This is a genomic window from bacterium, from assembly GCA_021372515.1.
In the GTDB taxonomy this organism is placed as follows: domain Bacteria; phylum Gemmatimonadota; class Glassbacteria; order GWA2-58-10; family GWA2-58-10; genus JAJFUG01.
Window position 1 is genome coordinate 1 of record JAJFUG010000039.1, and the last position, 16,735, is coordinate 16,735.

Here is a 16,735-nt window from a genome sequence, read left to right on the forward strand (position 1 = left end):
CGATCCTGGGCCTCGACCCGCGCGGGGTGGTCTGGGTGCGCCTGGGCCCGCCGGACAAGCTGGAGAGACATTACGACTCGGGTGAAATCGGCGAGTTGGACAGGGCTAAAGCACCGGAGAGAGTCTTTAGTGTCGGCAATAAGAAAAATCAACGGGTAATTATACCGCAGGACCCCCAGAGCAACACGCGGTACCGCGAGAGCGCGGTGATCGGGCTCAACAGCGAGTACTGGTACTACGGTAAAGCCACCCTGTTGTTCGTGGACTACGATCTGGCCGGGGAGTACGTTTTCATCCCGGAACAGAGCCAGGGGCCCAAGCTGGATATGCTGAAGGTGGTGGGCTCCGAGCGTTTCATCGACCCCCGGGTGAACTATACGCTGGAGTACTACATGGCCCAGTTCCTGGCCGCAAACTCGTTCGACAACGAGGTGGAGTTCTACCAGGATGACTGGCTGCCAAAAGGCGAAACCCCCACGGCCGACATCGCGGTCTACGACAGCCTCTGGGGTTTCATTGGCCTGACCCGCGGCGAGGTGTTCCGGGTGAAACAGGAAAAAGACCGCGACCTCTGGCTGGCCCGTCACCGGATAACGGTCTTCCCGGGCAAGTACCACTACACCGTACGCATGGCCTCGGCGGATGAGAAATGGATGGGCAAGGGCGAACTGGAATTCCCTCCCTTCGAGCCGGAAAGCCTGCGCCTGAGCGCAGTGGTGCTGGGCGCCCCAGCCGCCACGGCCCTGGAAAGCCCGGAGCGCTGCGGCGAACGGTTCGTGCCGCGGCCCTCCACCCGTTTCGGACGGGGCGAGGAGGTGACAGTCTATTTCGAGGTCTACAACCTTCGGCCCGGCAGTGACGGCGAGCGCAATTACACGGAATGGATCGACGTGGTCCGTCTGGAGGAGGGCGAAAGCCGGGTCAAGAAATACGCGGGCAAGGTGTTCCAACTGCTCACGTTCAACCTCTCCGGCCCGCGCACCTCGATCACCCAGTCCTTCGAGCGCCGGGCCGACTGGCGCGGCGACCGCGCCCCCGAGATTTTCAGCCTCGACACCCAGGGCCTGGAAAGCGGGGCCTACCGGATCGTGATCCAGGTGCGGGACAACGTGAGCGGCCAGTGGGACACGGAGGAGACTTTCTTCGACATCCAGGGATCCTCCGAGTCGGCGCTGAAATAATTCCAGGTAAACAGCAAGGGCCACCCGTAGTTTACGGGTGGCCCTTTTTTTATCCCTGATCACAGCCCTTCCGTTGCTTCTACACTCCCCACAGGTGCATGGTGTTGACCGGCTGGCCCTGCAGCTTCAGGTAATAGAAAAGCTGCGCCTTGTGCTGGTTCAGGTGGTGCACCATCTGCAGAAAACGCTGTCCCAGCACCATGTCCAGGTTGTCCCAGGGGGCCTTGGCCATCTGGGTGGAAAGCTGCTGTTCGCTGCAAGCCTCCAGGGTCTTGTAGGCCAGAGCCTTATCCTCGGCCAGCTTGGCCTTGGCTTCCTTGACACTGCCGATTGTGGGCAGCTTTTCGGCCGGGGGCAGCCTGCTGTCGGCGGCCATGTCCTCGGGCGGCACGCCCCAGTCGCCGGTTGCAAACCCGTGCATCCCGGCCCCGCAGGCGCATGTAAGGTGCATAAGGAGCTGGCCGGTGGTCATCCAGTTATTCTTGGCCGAGGGTTTCCAGTCCAGGCTGCTCCCCCCCACCAGGTCGAACAGGCCCTCGGTGGCGCGGAAAGCGCCCTCCAGCTCCAGGCGCAGCATCTCTTTCCACTGCATAAGCCCTCCCTTTGCAAACCATGACTGTTGTCGGGGCGAGGCGCCCCGGAGTATCATTGATATTTGTCCGGCTAAGATTGTGGTTTACGCACACTATACAATGTGCACTATTCCGGCGGCCCCGTTCAAGTCCCCCCGATCTCCACCATAAAAAAACCGCCCCAGCCGAGGGAGGGGCGGCTTCATCCGGAACATTTAGATTTTCTTCAGTACAGATATGCCGCTATTCCACGCTCACCTTGGCCGCGGACTGCCAGAGCCCGTGGATGTTGCAATAGCTGGAGGCGTACAGCGTGCCGCTCTTGTCGCTCTTGAGGCTCACGCTCACCGCGGGGGCGGTGTAGACCGTGCTGCTGTCGGCGCCCTGAAGGCCCTCCCCGTGGCAGGTGAACTCGGCCCGGGCCACCTGGAACGGGAATTTTTCGCCCTCGGGCTGGAAATACAGCTCGATCCAGCGGATATGGTGCGCCGTGGTGTTGGGGTGGGCGATTTCCTTGCCCACCGAGGCGCAAACCTTGAATACCTCACCCTTTTTCACGGCCTGGGGAAGCTCTATCACCGGGGCGTGCTTTTCGGTCTTGAAATCGGCGCTCTGGAAAAGGTCTTTCAGTTCAGCCATGCTCCTCTCCTTCCTGAGATTACATGTGTGTTGTACTTCTGGAATACCAGTTTGGAACAGCCTGCGGACCCGGCCTCCCGAGGCCGGGCTGCAGATGTGTTGCTGTCTAATATTATGGATTTGAGACCGGATTTGCAATGCCCGGAGGCCGGCCATCCATCCCAGTAGCGCCGTCTTGCGCCACTGGCGCGCCGCGTGTAGATTGGTAACTCCATGTTCGGTCAATCAATGGCTGCCACAACCGGAGGCTGGATGCGCAGAAAAGAGCGGGAAATCACGGACCGTGCCGAGATGGAATCGATCCTGAAACAGGCGCCCGTATTCCACCTCGGCCTGGTGGATGCCGAGGGCCCCTATGTGGTGCCTGTGAACTGCGGCTATGACAGCGCCGGCGGCTGCCTCTGGTTCCACTGCGCCCGCGAGGGCCGCAAGGTCGAGGCCCTGCGCCGCGACAACCGGGTCTGCGTGGAGGCTGAGCTCGACTCGCGCATGGTCACGGTGGGACGCGCCTGCGACTGGACCATGAAATACCGCAGCGTGATCGCGTTCGGGCGGGCGGCCCTGGTGGAGGACCCGGCGGAAAAAGTGCGCGGCCTGGATGTGATAATGAGCCACTACGGCGGCCCGACCGGCGACTACCACGGCCCCAGCCTGGAGCGCACCCTTCTGGTGCGGATCGACATCGAGAGCTTGAGCGGCAAGAAATCCTTGTGACACTGTAAGTAACCGCTATTCCGGAGAAAAGATGACACCCCGCGAAAGAGTGCTGACCGCCCTGGCGCACACCCAGCCTGACATCTGCCCCTGGCACCTCTGTTTCACCATCCCGGCCCGCGAGGCCCTGGCCGCGGCCCTTGGCACGGATGACCTGGACTCCGCCTGCGGCAACCATTTCGCCAAGATCGAGGCCGTGCCGCCGGATGCCTGGCGCGAAATCGAGCCCGATTTCTGGAGCGATGAGTTCGGCGTGATCTGGGACCGCACCCTGGACAAGGACATCGGCAACGTGGACCACAGCCGCCTGGTGCTGCCCGAGCCCGACCTGGCGCGCCTGGAATTCCCCGACCCGTTCAGCGCCGAGCGTTTCTCCGGCCACGAGGCGTTCTGCCGCGCCAACCCGGAGCGTTTCCGGGTGAACGACTTCGGGTTCACCCTCTACGAGCGGGCCTGGACCCTGCGCGGCGTGGAGAACCTGCTCATGGACATGATCGAGCGGCCGGCGTTTGTTGATGCCCTGCTGGACCGCATCCTGGAGTGGAACCTCAAAATAATCGGGGGCGTGAGCCGCTACCCGGTGGATGCGATCCTGTTCGGCGATGACTGGGGCCAGCAGCACGGCCTGATCATGGGCCCCGAGCTGTGGCGGCGCTTCATCAAGCCGCGCGCGGCCGAGGAGTACCGCGCCTGCCACGCCGCGGGGATGAAAGTGCTGATCCACTCCTGCGGGGATGTGAGCGAGATCTTCGAGGACCTGATCGAGATCGGGGTGGACATGTTCAACCCGTTCCAGCCCGAGGTGATGGATATCGTGCAGGTCAAGGCCCGCTACGGCGACCGTCTGGCGTTCTACGGCGGGATGAGCACGCAGAAAATCCTGCCCTACGGCACGCCGCAGCAGGTGCGTGATGAGACCCGGCGGCTGATCGAGAATATCGGTGCAGGCGGCGGCTACGTGTGCAGCCCGGCCCACGACACACCCAAGGATGTCCCGGCCGCGAACATGATCGCCATGCTCGAGGTGCTGAAGAGCCAGTAAGGTGGTGGTTGATAGTGAGCTTTAATCTGTCGCCGTTTAGCTTTCATTTAATTCCCCTGCTCTAAAAAGAGGGGTGGCGGCAGTAGCCGCCGGGGTGTGAAAATGGGGCGACCTGGCCGGTTACCCCTGCCGGGATATGGATCGAACTGGAATTAATGCTGGTGGGACACGGTGCACCGTGCCCAATTGTTTTGGATAAATCCCCCTCGGTCCCAGCAATGTCCGGTTAGGAACTTGAAGAGGGGAATTGAAAGCTTTTTTCTGCTTTGGTTTCGGCCAAAGCAGCAAAGCCAGCGGGGGCCGCAAACTCGTCCCAACCACGGCTCTTTTTCAACCCTTTGTGTTTCCGACTCTTCGATTCCGCTGCCGCGTTGCAGCGGCGGCGCTGCCGCGAATCGCCGCCGGACTGTGCTGCATTTTCAGCCCCGGCCGTTTAAGGCTCGATTACACGCTGCCCTGGCGGGAGGCTCAGACAGGTGCGGCCCCCAAAGGCTGAACTGCGGCGGCCTGACAGCCGCAAACAGGTTTACCGTCCTGGGGGGCCAGCTGGTATAGTAGGGACGAACCTTGTGTTCGCCCGTAAAACTGGTATGCAAAAACCTAACCGGACATTACTGCCTCGGTCCCCATTTTTCAAAGCAGGGGGAGGCGGATATACGCTCCTGTTTGGAAAAGTGAGTTTCCTGTGCCCCAAGCCGACGAAATCCGTCGCATGTTCGACAATATTGTCGAGCGCTACGACCTTTTGAACCGCCTGCTCAGCCTGGGCCAGGACCGCCGCTGGCGGCGCGAGCTGGTGCGGAATCTATCCGGCGCGGACGGCCCGGTGCTCGACCTTTGCTGCGGCACCGGGGATGTGGCCCTGGAATTCCTGCGCCGCGCCCCGGGCTGCACCCCGCTCGTGGCCGCTGATTTCTCGGGCCGCATGTGCGACTCCGCCCGTGGCAAGCTCTCTGCCTGTGCCCCGGCGGGCGCGCGCTGGAACGTGGCCCGTGCGGATGCTCTGGGCCTGCCTTTTGCCGACCGCTCATTCGGCGCGGCGGGCGTGGCTTTCGGGGTGCGCAATTTCGCGCGCCTGGACCGCGGCCTGAGCGAGATCCACCGCGTGCTGGCCCCCGGCGGACAATTGGCCGTGCTGGAGTTCGCCCCGCCGCAGGGAGCTTTCCTTCGCGCGGTCTACCGTCCCTACCTGCGCCTGGCCGTGCCCCTGGCCGGAAAGCTCCTGGCCGGCTCCGGCGCGGCTTACGGCTACCTTTCCAGCTCCATCCAGGCATTCCTGAGCCCCGAGCGCATGCTGGCGGCCCTGGCCGAGGCCGGGTTCGCCCGGGCCGAGGCCCGTCCCCTCACTTTCGGCGTGACCATCCTCTACACCGCAAGGCGTAACTGAAAATCTGTCTTGGCCCGGCAGACTATTTGCAGTATAATCCCTGCGGAGCTGATGCAACCGTTCCCCCATTCAAGATGGACTGCCGAAATGAAATGGCGCCTGACTCCGCTCAGGGCCTCGGGCGCGGTGGTCGCGCTGGTGGCCGTGGCTGTGCCCTGGTTTTCCTGGCTGGAGCACCGCTCCAACAGCGAGAACCTGGACCGCATGCTCTACAGCAAGGGCACGGCTCTGATGGAAAGCCTTCTGCACGGGCTGGAAAACTCGCTGATGGCCGACCACGAACTCACCCTGAGCCTGGGCGCGCGCCTGGCCGACAACGCCCGCCAGGCCCTGCTGAGCGGCAGCACCGGCCCCGCGCTCGAGGCCTCCCTGCGCCGCATGAGCCAGCTGAACGACCTGGCCCGGATCGACCTCTATAACGCGGACGGGTGGCTCCTGGCCACCAGCGACCCGGCCCACGCCAGGGATTCGATCCCCGAGCAACTGGCCGTGGTCCCGGCAGTCTGGGACTACAGCACCTCTTTCATCGACGAGCCGCCCGAACCGGGACGACCCGACACGTACAACGAAATATTCGCCACTGCGGTGCTCGCCCCCGATGGCCGCCGGGCGGTGGCCTGCGCCCGCGCCGAGGCCCTCTACGACATCCGCCGCCGCCTGGGGATCGGCCTGATCCTGGACGACCTGTCCGCGGTCAAGGGCGTCTCGTACGCCGTGCTGCAGGACAGCCTGGGCATCATCGCCGCCTCCAGCGGCGTGCGCGAGATCGGCAGCCTGGCCGCGGACCCGTTTTTCCCCATCCCCCCGGATGAGATACGCGGCCGCTACAAGGACTATTTCGGCGAGGAGGTCTACGAGCTGGCCGCCCAGTTCCAGTGGGCGGGCGAGAGCTACGGCTACCTGCGGGTGGGTATCTCCACGGCCGAGGTGCGCTCCATCGCCGCCCTGGACCGCAAGCGTTTCGCCCTGGGCATGGCCCTGCTGGGGATCCTGCTCAGCGTGGTGGGTGTGCTGTACCTGGCCGGACGGCGCCAGCTGCGGCTGGAGCAGGAGCACGCCCGGATCAAGGGCCTGTCGGACAGCGTGCTGCAGAGCATGTCCGAGGCGGTGATCGTGCTGGATGACAGCAGCCGCGTGCTGCTCTACAACGAGGCCTGCCGGGGACTGTGCGGGGTGAGCAGCCCGGAGGTGGAGGGCCGTAGCTTGAGCGAACTCAACCCCGAGCTGGCCGCGCTGATAGAGCGCCACGGCCTCGGCTGGACCGACATGGCCGAGGTGGAGCTGCGCCGCCCGGACCGCGCCGCCCCGGTGCCGCTGCTCCTTTCCACCGCCCCGCTCTGGCTGGAGGACAGCCGCTACACCATCGTGATCCTCTCCGATCTGACCGACCGCCGCCGGGCCGAGGAGATGGTGCTGCTCAGCCAGAAATACAAGACCATGGCCGAAATCTCGGCCGGGGTGGCCCACGAGATACGCAACCCGCTCAACGCCATCGCCATGAACGTCCAGCGCCTGCGCCTGGAGTTCTCGCCCGCTGAGGCCGAACGCGCCGAGTACGATGAGTTCATCGGCATCGTGCTGGCCGAGGTGGAGCGCCTGAACCGGATCGTGGAGCAGTTCCTACGCCTGGCCCGTTTCCCGGAGCCGCGCCTCAGGAAAGCCTCCCTGCCCGCGCTTATCGGCGAGACCCTGGACTTTCTCTCACCCGAGGTGGAAAGCCACGGGGTGCGCCTGGAGCGGACTGTCGGGCCGGCGCCGGAGTTCCTGTTCGACCCGGACCAAGTGGGCCAGGTGCTGACCAACCTCATCCGCAACGCCCTGGATTTCCTGCCCACGGGCGGGCGGATCGAGGTGCGGGGCGAAAGCACGGACAGCCAGTACCGGGTGAGCGTGAGCGACAACGGCCCCGGCATCCCCGCTCCTGAGGCCGAGAAGGTGTTCGAGCCGTTCTACAGCACCCGTCCCGGCGGCCTGGGCCTGGGCCTGGCCATAGTGCAGCGGATTATCACCGAGCACGGTGGCTCGATCCGTCTGGAAAGCCCGCCGGCCGGCGGCGCGCGGTTCGTTTTCGCCCTGCCGCTGCGGCGGGAATGAGCCCCCGGCGAAATACAATAACATTGGATTTATTACATAGCTGGAGGAAAGATGAACAAAGGCAGCCTGCTGGTGGTGGAGGATGAGGAGCGTCAGCGCACGACTCTGGCCGGGTTCCTGGCCAAGCGCGGCTACGCGGTGGAACAGGCCGCCTCGGGCGAACAGGCTCTGGAGCAGTTGAAAAACGCCTCGTTCGACCTGGTGCTGACCGACCAGAAAATGCAGGGCATCGACGGGCTGGAGCTGCTCGGCCGGGTCAAGGCCCTCAACCCCGAGACCGAGGTAATCCTGATCACCGCTTTCGGGGATGTCCCCTCGGCCGTGCAGGCGGTCAAGCAGGGGGCCTACGAGTACCTGACCAAGCCGGTCGATTTGGAGAAGCTGGAGATTTCGCTGGAGCGCGCCCTGGAGAAACGACGCCTCCTGGCCGAGAACCGTGACCTGCGCCGCAAGCTGGCCGAGCCGCTGCAGAGCGTGGACATAGTCTCGCTGAGCGGGGCGATGGAGGCGGTGCTCAACCTGGCCGCCCGCGTGGCGCGGGTGGACTCGCCGGTGCTGATCACCGGCGAGAGCGGCACGGGCAAGGAAATGGTGGCCAAGGCGATCCACGCCGCCAGCGACCGCCGCGACAAGCCATTCGTGGTGGTCAACTGCGCCGCGCTCAACCGCAACCTGATCGAGAGCGAGCTGTTCGGCCACGAGAAAGGCGCGTTCACCGGCGCGATCCGTCAGCGCCAGGGCAAGCTGGAGGCGGCGGACTGCGGCTCGCTGTTCCTGGACGAGCTGGGCGAGATCAGCCCCGAGATACAGGTCAAGCTGCTGCGGTTCCTGCAGGAGCACACTTTCGAGCGGGTCGGCTCGGACCGCACGCTCAAGGCGGACGTGCGCCTGATCACCGCCACCAACCGCGACCTGTCGAAAGCCATCGCGGAGGGCCATTTCCGGGAGGATTTCTACTACCGGGTCAACGTGGTCAACATCCACATCCCGCCGCTGCGCGAGCGCCGCGAGGACATCCGTCCCCTGGTGGACCATTTCCTGGACCGTCACCGCGAGCGCCTGGGCGAGAAAAGCATATCGCGCGAGGCCCTGGATATCCTGGCCCGCTACGACTTTCCGGGCAACATCCGCGAGCTGCAGAATATAGTGGAGCGCGCCATGGTGCTCTGCCGCGGCGCGGTGATCTGCGCCGAGGACCTGCCGTTCAGCCTCTCGCTGCCCGGCGGAGGACGAGATTCCGGGGCGGCCGGAGACTCCCTGACCGACTCGGTGGAGCGCCTGGAGCGGCGGATGATCCTGGAGGCCCTGGAGGCCTCCGGCGGGGTGCAGGTCAAGGCTGCCGAGCGCCTGGGGCTGTCGGAGCGCACCTTGCGCTACCGGATGTCCCGCCTGGGGATAAAATGAGTGCCCCGGTTCGACAATTTTGTCGAACCGCTCTCGACGATTTGGTCGACATTCTGTCTGAAACATTGGCTGCATTCCGTACAGAAAAAAGAGACTCCCGGAGCAAAGCTCCTGTGGACAGGGGTTTCATAAATTCGATGAATCAACGGCAGTCTGTGGCACGTTCCTTGTATAAAGTGTGGACAGCGCGCGCAGTACAAGTTGCATAACAAAGGCTTATCAATTATCAATCGCATCAGGGAGGTGCAGGATGAAGAAAGCGCGGATGTTCACAGTGGTGATTCTGGCGGCGGGCCTGGGCCTGCTGAACGCCCCGGCTCAGGCGCAGAATGGCGCCGGCCAGGTGGAGCAGCAGACAACCGTACAGGGACGGATGGGTTTAGGACGCGGTCTCGGCGGCGGGTTCGGCGGCTTCGTGGATGAGAACGGCAACGGGATCAACGACCGGTTGGAAGACGACGACAGCGACGGTATCGTGAACGCCCACGACCCCGACAGCAAGCTCTACCGCGGCGAGCCCAACCAGCTCGGCCGGGGGTTCGTGGATGAGAACGCCAACGGTGTGAACGACCGTCTGGAGGACTCGGACGGCGATGGCGTGATCAACGCCCTCGACCCGGACAGCAAGTACTACCGCGACCCGGCCACGGTCGGACGCGGCATGGGGCGCGGAGCGGGACGCGGCATGGGCGGCGGCTTCATCGATGAGGACGCCAACGGGATCAATGACCGCCTGGAGGATTCGGACGGTGACGGGGTGATCAACCACCTGGACCCGGACAGCAAGTACTATCGCGAGCCGAACACCCTCGGCCGCGGGTTCGTGGATGAAAACGCCAACGGTATCAACGACCGCCTGGAAGACGACGACAGCGACGGAGTGGTCAACGCCCTCGACCCGGACAGCAAGTATTACCGTCAGGCTTGCCGGAGTACAGCCGGAAGGGACGCCGCGGGCACCCGCAGCAGCAGCCGCATGCGCGGCGCTGCCGCGGCGGGCGGCAGGCGCTGACACCTTGCGCGCGAAACCGGCCGGGGCCTGCGCTGGCAGGCCCCAGCCGGTTTTAGAACAGAAGGATCAGACACGGTGAGAGGCATTTTCAAATACGCGGCCCCGGCGGCCGTTATACTGTTCTTGGGCGTACTGCACCCGGCCTACGGGTCGCCGGACCAGGATAAAGGCTCCGCCGCGCCCAAGAGCAAGGAAAGCGCCGCCGCCTCAGAGGCCGGTAAGAAAAAGGAACAGCCGGCAGAAACCCGCGCCTCAGGGACAGAGGCCAAGGCCGTACAGCAAGGCGCCGCAGCGGCGGAGGACGGGAGCGGTCCCCGGCGCAGACAGCGGGGCCGCCCGCAGCCGGCCGAAGCGCCATCGGGCGGCAAGGTGGTCGGGTTCACGGACCGGGACCGCGACGGCCGCAACGACCTGTTCCGGGACGCCAACGGCGACGGGGTGAACGATGTGGACAGCAAGCCCTATGCCCACCGCTTCGCCTTTGTGGATGCGGACAAGGACGGGGTGAACGACAAGTTCGTGGATGCGGACGGCGACGGGGTGAACGACCTGAACCCGGATTTCGTGGACGAGGACGGCGATGGGGTCTGCGATAACGTAATCGATTTCAGCGGCCGCTTCATCAACGACATCACCGGGATGCGTTACAGCACCAAAAGCCTGCGCGGCTACAAGTTCGGGTTCATCAACGAGGAACGCCGCGAGATGCTGCGCAATTTCATCGATGAGGACGCGGACGGCATCCCGGACCTGCCGGGGCGGCACGGGGCCATGGGGGCGCAGAACGGCATGCCCCACCCGGGACGCGACCGTTTCATCGACCGGGACGGGGATGGGATCGACGACAGACGTCAGCGCATGGAGCAGCTCAGAAAAGGACACAAACAATGAAGAATCGTACCGGATCGACGATGCTTCTGGCCGTGTTGTGCGCGACCCTGGCCCTGGCTGGGAAAGCCCCGGCCCAGGCCGATATTCACGTGGGGACCAATTTCCTGGTGGATAACAACATCTTCCGCAACTATTACGGCCAGTCGGACATGGTGAGCATCCCCTACGCCACTCTCGGCTGGCAGATCGCACCCGAGGAAAGCTCCAACCAGGTCTACCTGGGATACAACGGCCAGTTCTTCCTGTTCAACGAGCTGAGCCACCGCGACTTTTCGGTCCACGAGTTCGGCCTGGACTACAACTACCTGTTCCCCGGCTCGCGTAACCGTCTGGCCCTGGGCGGCAACGTGGAGACACGGGTCAACCCGGCTGAATACAGCTACTACAACTACACCTCGCTCGGGTTCTACGCCAACTGGAAGACCTACCTGCGCGATGACCTGATGCTGCTGGCCGGCTACAACCTGACCGGCCGCCAGTTCAGCGAGTTCAAGGAATTCAACTACATCGAGAACACTTTCGCCCTTCAGGCGAGCTGGTTCCTGCCCAGCCGAACCACGATCCAGCTCTCCGGCGCGTTCTATCACAAGAACTACACCACCGGCATCCAGAGCCTCGACTCGGTCTATATCACCACGGAGCAGATAGAGCAGCGGATGGAGCAGGTCCGTCTGCGGATGGGCCAGATGCGCGGGCGCGGCATGGGCGGCTGGATGGTCAACCCCGGCAGCCCGGAGTCCGATATCATTGTCCCGGACGGCGCCTATTGGTACACGCTGCGCCAGGATGAATTCCCAAGCACCGAGCAGGTCAAGCTCGGCCTGACCGTGGCCCAGAGCCTGACCAAGGGCACCGGCCTGAGCCTGAGCTACACGGCCCGGATTAACCCGCAGGCCCGCAACCGCTACCTGTCGGGCCTGGGCGAGAGCGTGCTGAACAACGAGGAGCTGTTCGACGACCATTACAGCTACAACGGCCACGAGGGCCGCATCCAGTTGCGCCAGGTGCTGCCCTGGCACAGCGACCTGACCGGCGCGCTCACCCTCAGGCAGCGGCGCTACAGCGGACGGCCGGCCCTGGATGCCACGGGGGAGATGCTCCCTGGCGCCGAAAGCCGCCTCGACCGCACCGCCCTGTTCGAGCTCGACCTGTCCAAGAGCCTGCCCGACAACGGCAAGAGCCTTTTCAGCGGGATGACTTTCTCGCTCTCGCTGGGCGCCGGGCGCAACCGTTCCAACGACGCGTATTACCATTACTCCAGCACCTATGCCATGTTCGCCCTGGAAAAGTCGTTCTGAAAAGCCCGGAGCGCGGGATCGCCGTGCTCCGGACAGTCGCCGCCCCTCTCAATAGGTGTGTTTCCGCCTCCTGGCCTCTGTTATCTTGAATGGAGACTGTAACATTTTCCCGCGCAGTCCGGTTTATGCCATGGTTGCAGAAGATAGAATCAAGGCCGAACCAGCCCTGTTTTGAATTCCCCGGTAATATTCTGTAATCTTAATGCATATAAAACGTTGAATCGATAGCAGTAATTGATAGTCATTGTCTATCTGCAAAAAAGACGTCCCGGGTGTTGACACAATTTTATCAGACTATTACAATTTCGATGAAATGAGCTTTCTGTCAGCCGGAGTGCGTCGCTGCCGGTCCTCCTCCACCCACAGATCGAAAACGGACATGTTCATTCGACGCCACCACTTTGTCGCCGCTTCCGTTTTGAGCCTGCTGCTGCTGTGCGTGTCCGGTCTGTCGGCCCAGCTCACTTTCAGCGGCAACGCGCGCTCGCTGTTCTACAGCCGCGAGATTTTCCCCGGTGCTTTCAGCGGTGACACCGAGGACAGTTTCCGCTATTTCCAGAGTTTCGGCTTGCACCTGGTCGACCGTGGCAAGGCCGGCCAGTTGGGTTTCCACACTTTGTTCCAGGTGAGTGACGATCTGAGCCTCGACCTGAACGACGACCCGCAGTCGCGCCTGTACAACGGCTACCTGGAATGGAAGAACAAGGGCACGGGCCTCAGCCTGGGCCGCCAGTGGATCACCCTGGGGCCATCGAGCCTCACCCTGGACGGGTTCAAGGCCAGCCAGTCGATCGGAAAAGTGGTCGAGGTCACCGGCTACGTGGGCACCCAGACCCCGTTCTCGCGCAAGTTCGACCTCCAGGGCTGGGACCGCGCCAAAAGCGGCGGGTTCTACGTGCGCACCCTGAGCCTCAAGAACGCCGGCCTGGGTCTCGGCCTTCAGCAGAAAAGCTACCAGGGCGAGACCACGTTCCGCGAGCTGGGCATAGACGGCCGGGTCAAGCTGCCAGAGGGGGTGGACCTCTTGGGCCGCGCCGATTTCAACCTTCTGGAGTCGGGCCTCCAGCGCGCGGTGCTGACCGGCCGCTATCGCCCGGCCGAAAGCCGTTTCGGGTTCATGGCCGAGTACCGTCACTACGAGCCGCGCCTGTTCGACAAGAGCTATTTCAAGCGGTTCGACCTGGAGGGCCACGAGCAGGTGCGCGGCGGCGTAACCTGCGAGCTGAAGCCCGGGGTGAGCCTCAACGCCAGCTACACCGGTGTGTTCTTCGAGGATGACAGCGACAGCTACCTAACCCTGGGCGCGGCCTGCCCCTACGGCTCAGTCTCGTATTTCCACGGCGCCGGGGCCTCGGGGGATGAGGACGGGTTTGCGGCCAGCGGCAGTTACGTGTTCTGCAAGGCCTGGGAGCTGTTCGCGGATGTGGACTACTCGCTCTACCGCTTTTACGAGGAACTCGACCGCGACTATGTCTTCTCCTCGGCTTTCGGCCTGAACTGGCGGCCCAACCGCACGGTCCTGGCCGGCGTGGAGTTCCAGGACCTGAACAACGATTTCCTCAGCAAGGACTTCCGGGTCCTGCTCAAATTCGCTCTGAACTACAGCCAGATATTCTAAGAGAAAGAGAAGGTCCCCGCGCGATGAGAAATTCGCTCAAAATCATGCTGCCGGTATCTTTGGCCGCGTCGGTTCTTCTGGTCGCCCTGGGCTTGGGAGCTATGCCGCGGCGCGAGGACGCGGGGGTGACTTTTTCGCACAAGCTGCACCTGGGCATGGGTATCGAGTGCAACGCCTGCCACGCGAAAGCCGACTCCAGCCGCCTGGGCACGGATGACCTGATGCCGGTGCAGGCAAACTGCCTCGAATGCCACGGCGAACAGGACCTCAAAGGCTGGACCACCCGCACCGACAGCCCCCGCATGGGCCGTCTGGTCAAGGATTACAGCCCCAAGTTCACCCACGCCAGGCACGTGGAGGAGAAGATCGACTGCCAGCGCTGCCACGTGGGGATCGCCGAGTCGGACAGCAGCTCCACCACGCACATGCCGGTGATGGCGCTCTGCATGCACTGCCATGACGGGGTCAAGGCGGGCAAGGAGTGCAGCCTCTGCCACATCGAGCCCAACGGCCCCCGTCCCGCCGACCATGTGATGCCGGCCTGGAGCAAGCAGCACGGCGACAAGGCCCGCATGGACAACGGCGCCGCCTGCACGATGTGCCACGAGCGCAACGACTGCCAGCAGTGCCACCAGGGCGATAACCTTCTGCCGCGGGTGCACCCGATCGGCTTCGAGCACACACATCCGCTCGAGGTGCGCTCGCAGCGCACCGACTGCGCGGCCTGCCACGAGGACCGCTCGTTCTGCATCCAGTGCCACCAGGAGCGCCAGGTCTACCCGCGCTCGCACCAGCGGGCCGCCTGGGCAGTGGCCGGAAGCGGCGGGGCGCACGCCGCCCAGGCCAAAGCGAACATAGAGCAGTGCGCCGCCTGTCATGCGGATGACCCGTCCAGCCAGCCTGTCTGCGCTGCCTGTCACGGCCGTTGATAAACAACCCCCTGGGAGTGGTGCTTTCGATGAGAACAACGACTTTGGGCCTCGTTCTGCGGAGTGTGACGCTCCTGGCCGCGGCCGGACTGTTGGCCGCAGGCTGTGCCGACCGCAAGGAGCTCGAGACTCCCGACACCCATGTCGAGGGCTGGATGGACCCGGCATCGAGCCAGTTCCACGGGGCCAAGATCGAAAACGTGAACCTGATCTCCTGCCAGGACTGCCACGGCGCGGATTACAAGGGCGGCACCAGCCAGGTGAGCTGCTACAAGTGCCACGCCGGCGGCCCGAGCGGCCACCCCGGCGGCTGGATGGACAGCACAAGCACCCATTTCCACGGCCTGGCGGTGGCAGCCGACGGCGCCGCAGGCTGCACGGTCTGCCACGGCGAAGATTACCGGGGCAAGGAAAACAACGGCTCCTCCTGCTACCTGTGCCACAACGGCCCGAGCGGCCACCCGGCCTCGGGCTGGCTGAGCAAGACCAACGCGAATTTCCACGGCCTGGTTGCCAGCATCCGCGGGCTGCATGACTGCGCGCAGTGCCACGGGACCGATCTCTCCGGCGGCACCAGCGGCGCCTCGTGCAAGAGCTGCCACCAGAACCCGAGCGGCCACCCGGCCACGGGCTGGCTCGATCAGGGCTCGGACAAGTTCCACGCCAAGCGGATGAGCGTGACCGGCCTGGGCTACTGCGCCGGCTGCCACGGCGCCGACTACAAGGGCGGCGAAAGCGGAGTGAGCTGCTTCCAGTGCCACAACGGCCCGAGCGGGCATCCCTCGGTCGGCTGGCTGGATAAGACCAACGCCAGTTTCCACGGCCTGGCCGCCAGCACACGCGGGCTGCCCGACTGCGCCACCTGCCACGGCAGCGATTTCAAGGGCGGCAGCTCCGGCGCCTCCTGCTACACCTGCCACGGCGCCGGCCCGAGTGGACATCCGGCCGAGGCCGACTGGCTCAACAGCGCCAGCCCGCGTTTCCACGGCGTGCGGGTGTCGCAGACCGGGACACAGTATTGCGCCGGCTGCCACGGCGCGGATTTCAAGGGCGGGTACGCCAAGGTGAGCTGCTATACCTGCCATGACGGGCCCAGCGGGCACCCGGCCCGTTGGCTGGACAAGACCGCCGGCCAGGATTTCCACGGCACGGTGGTCACACAGAGCGGTATCAACAGCTGCCTGCCCTGCCACGGCCAGGACCTGAGCGGCGGAATCAGCGGAGTGGCCTGCACGCAGTGCCATCGCTGAGATAGATTACACCTCCGGCCGGGAGCACCCACGAGCACGTGCGGCGCTCCCGGCCCGTTTTTTCGGTCCGGAGGTGGAATCCCGGATTGACAAAGCGGACTCAAAGAAATAGCTTAAGGTTGTCCGGCGGCTCTTGCAGCCGGAATACGGCTCGGCTCACGCCACAGAACCCAGCGAAAACATTCCCAGCCACTCCGGAATCCAGCCCGCCCCAGACGGCGCAGTGCGGGACGGGGTCAGCAAAGGAGCGCATTTCCATGCCTGAATCGGGCGACAAGGGCAGGCGCAGGTTCCTCAACTTCGTACTCGGGGCCGGCTCGCTGACATTCCTGTCCGCAGTGACCTATCCGGTGCTCAAGTACCTCACCCCTCCGGACACAGGCGCGGAGAGCGGCAACGAGACAGTGAGCGCGGGCAAGGTCAACGATCTGGCGCTCAACAGCGGCAAGATCGTGAAGTTCGGGAACCAGCCGGCCATCGTGATCCGCAGGCAGGACAACGAGGTGAAAGCTTTCCTGGCGGTCTGCACGCATCTGGGGTGCACCGTGCAGTACATGCCCGCCGACCGGGTGATCTGGTGCGCCTGCCACAACGGTAAGTACGACCTCAACGGGATAAACATCTCGGGGCCTCCGCCCCGTCCGCTCACTCCGCTCAAGGTGAACATCCAGAACGACGAGATTTTCATCTCACGGGAGGCCTGA

16 protein-coding genes are annotated in these 16,735 nt (G+C 64.1%); 14 read left to right on the forward strand and 2 right to left on the reverse strand.

Annotated elements, in window-relative coordinates:
- Positions 1-1,181, forward strand: a 1,181-nt coding sequence (locus tag LLH00_03415) for a hypothetical protein (protein MCE5270312.1), incomplete at its 5' end; no start/stop codon positions are given.
- Positions 1,182-1,260: 79 nt separating this feature from the next.
- Here LLH00_03415 and LLH00_03420 read toward each other — a convergent pair.
- Together LLH00_03420 and LLH00_03425 are read right to left on the reverse strand one after the other, a co-directional pair.
- Positions 1,261-1,773 (reverse strand): DinB family protein, encoded by a 513-nt coding sequence (locus LLH00_03420; GenBank protein MCE5270313.1) that lies wholly within the window; start codon positions 1,771-1,773, stop codon positions 1,261-1,263.
- Positions 1,774-1,996: 223 nt separating this feature from the next.
- On the reverse strand, positions 1,997-2,392 hold the full coding sequence (locus tag LLH00_03425) for a class II SORL domain-containing protein (protein MCE5270314.1): 396 nt from the start codon (positions 2,390-2,392) through the stop codon (positions 1,997-1,999).
- A 252-nt stretch (positions 2,393-2,644) separates the two neighbouring features.
- On the opposite strand from LLH00_03425, the gene LLH00_03430 reads away from it, so the two are divergent.
- The 13 genes from LLH00_03430 (at position 2,645) to LLH00_03490 (ending at position 16,735) form a co-directional block, all read left to right on the forward strand.
- A complete protein-coding gene (locus LLH00_03430) occupies positions 2,645-3,106 on the forward strand; it encodes a pyridoxamine 5'-phosphate oxidase family protein (GenBank protein MCE5270315.1) in 462 nt (153 codons plus the stop codon).
- 31 nt (positions 3,107-3,137) lie between these two features.
- The gene (locus tag LLH00_03435; GenBank protein ID MCE5270316.1) at positions 3,138-4,148 is read left to right on the forward strand and encodes a hypothetical protein; all 1,011 of its coding nucleotides are present in this window, start codon (positions 3,138-3,140) and stop codon (positions 4,146-4,148) included.
- 247 nt (positions 4,149-4,395) lie between these two features.
- Positions 4,396-4,644, forward strand: coding sequence for a hypothetical protein (locus LLH00_03440; protein ID MCE5270317.1), 249 nt, complete (start codon positions 4,396-4,398; stop codon positions 4,642-4,644).
- Between the two features lie 216 nt (positions 4,645-4,860).
- Positions 4,861-5,535: a ubiquinone/menaquinone biosynthesis methyltransferase gene (locus tag LLH00_03445; protein ID MCE5270318.1), complete on the forward strand. Its 675-nt coding sequence runs from the start codon at positions 4,861-4,863 to the stop codon at positions 5,533-5,535.
- An 87-nt stretch (positions 5,536-5,622) separates the two neighbouring features.
- The gene (locus LLH00_03450; protein MCE5270319.1) at positions 5,623-7,629 is read left to right on the forward strand and encodes a PAS domain-containing protein; all 2,007 of its coding nucleotides are present in this window, start codon (positions 5,623-5,625) and stop codon (positions 7,627-7,629) included.
- 51 nt (positions 7,630-7,680) lie between these two features.
- Positions 7,681-9,033, forward strand: coding sequence for a sigma-54 dependent transcriptional regulator (locus LLH00_03455; GenBank protein ID MCE5270320.1), 1,353 nt, complete (start codon positions 7,681-7,683; stop codon positions 9,031-9,033).
- Between the two features lie 250 nt (positions 9,034-9,283).
- Positions 9,284-10,045, forward strand: coding sequence for a hypothetical protein (locus tag LLH00_03460; GenBank protein ID MCE5270321.1), 762 nt, complete (start codon positions 9,284-9,286; stop codon positions 10,043-10,045).
- Positions 10,046-10,120: 75 nt separating this feature from the next.
- Positions 10,121-10,936 carry a hypothetical protein gene (locus tag LLH00_03465; GenBank protein ID MCE5270322.1) on the forward strand — a complete coding sequence of 272 codons (816 nt, stop codon included), beginning with the start codon at positions 10,121-10,123 and terminating at the stop codon, positions 10,934-10,936.
- Positions 10,933-12,234, forward strand: coding sequence for a hypothetical protein (locus tag LLH00_03470; GenBank protein MCE5270323.1), 1,302 nt, complete (start codon positions 10,933-10,935; stop codon positions 12,232-12,234). Before LLH00_03465 ends, LLH00_03470 begins: the two co-directional genes overlap by 4 nt.
- Before the next feature lie 379 nt (positions 12,235-12,613).
- Positions 12,614-13,852: a hypothetical protein gene (locus tag LLH00_03475; GenBank protein MCE5270324.1), complete on the forward strand. Its 1,239-nt coding sequence runs from the start codon at positions 12,614-12,616 to the stop codon at positions 13,850-13,852.
- A 23-nt stretch (positions 13,853-13,875) separates the two neighbouring features.
- Complete coding sequence (locus LLH00_03480; GenBank protein ID MCE5270325.1) at positions 13,876-14,781, forward strand: cytochrome c3 family protein; 906 nt, start codon at positions 13,876-13,878, stop codon at positions 14,779-14,781.
- 29 nt (positions 14,782-14,810) lie between these two features.
- Positions 14,811-16,031 (forward strand): hypothetical protein, encoded by a 1,221-nt coding sequence (locus tag LLH00_03485; GenBank protein MCE5270326.1) that lies wholly within the window; start codon positions 14,811-14,813, stop codon positions 16,029-16,031.
- Positions 16,032-16,288: 257 nt separating this feature from the next.
- Positions 16,289-16,735, forward strand: coding sequence for a Rieske 2Fe-2S domain-containing protein (locus LLH00_03490; GenBank protein ID MCE5270327.1), 447 nt, complete (start codon positions 16,289-16,291; stop codon positions 16,733-16,735).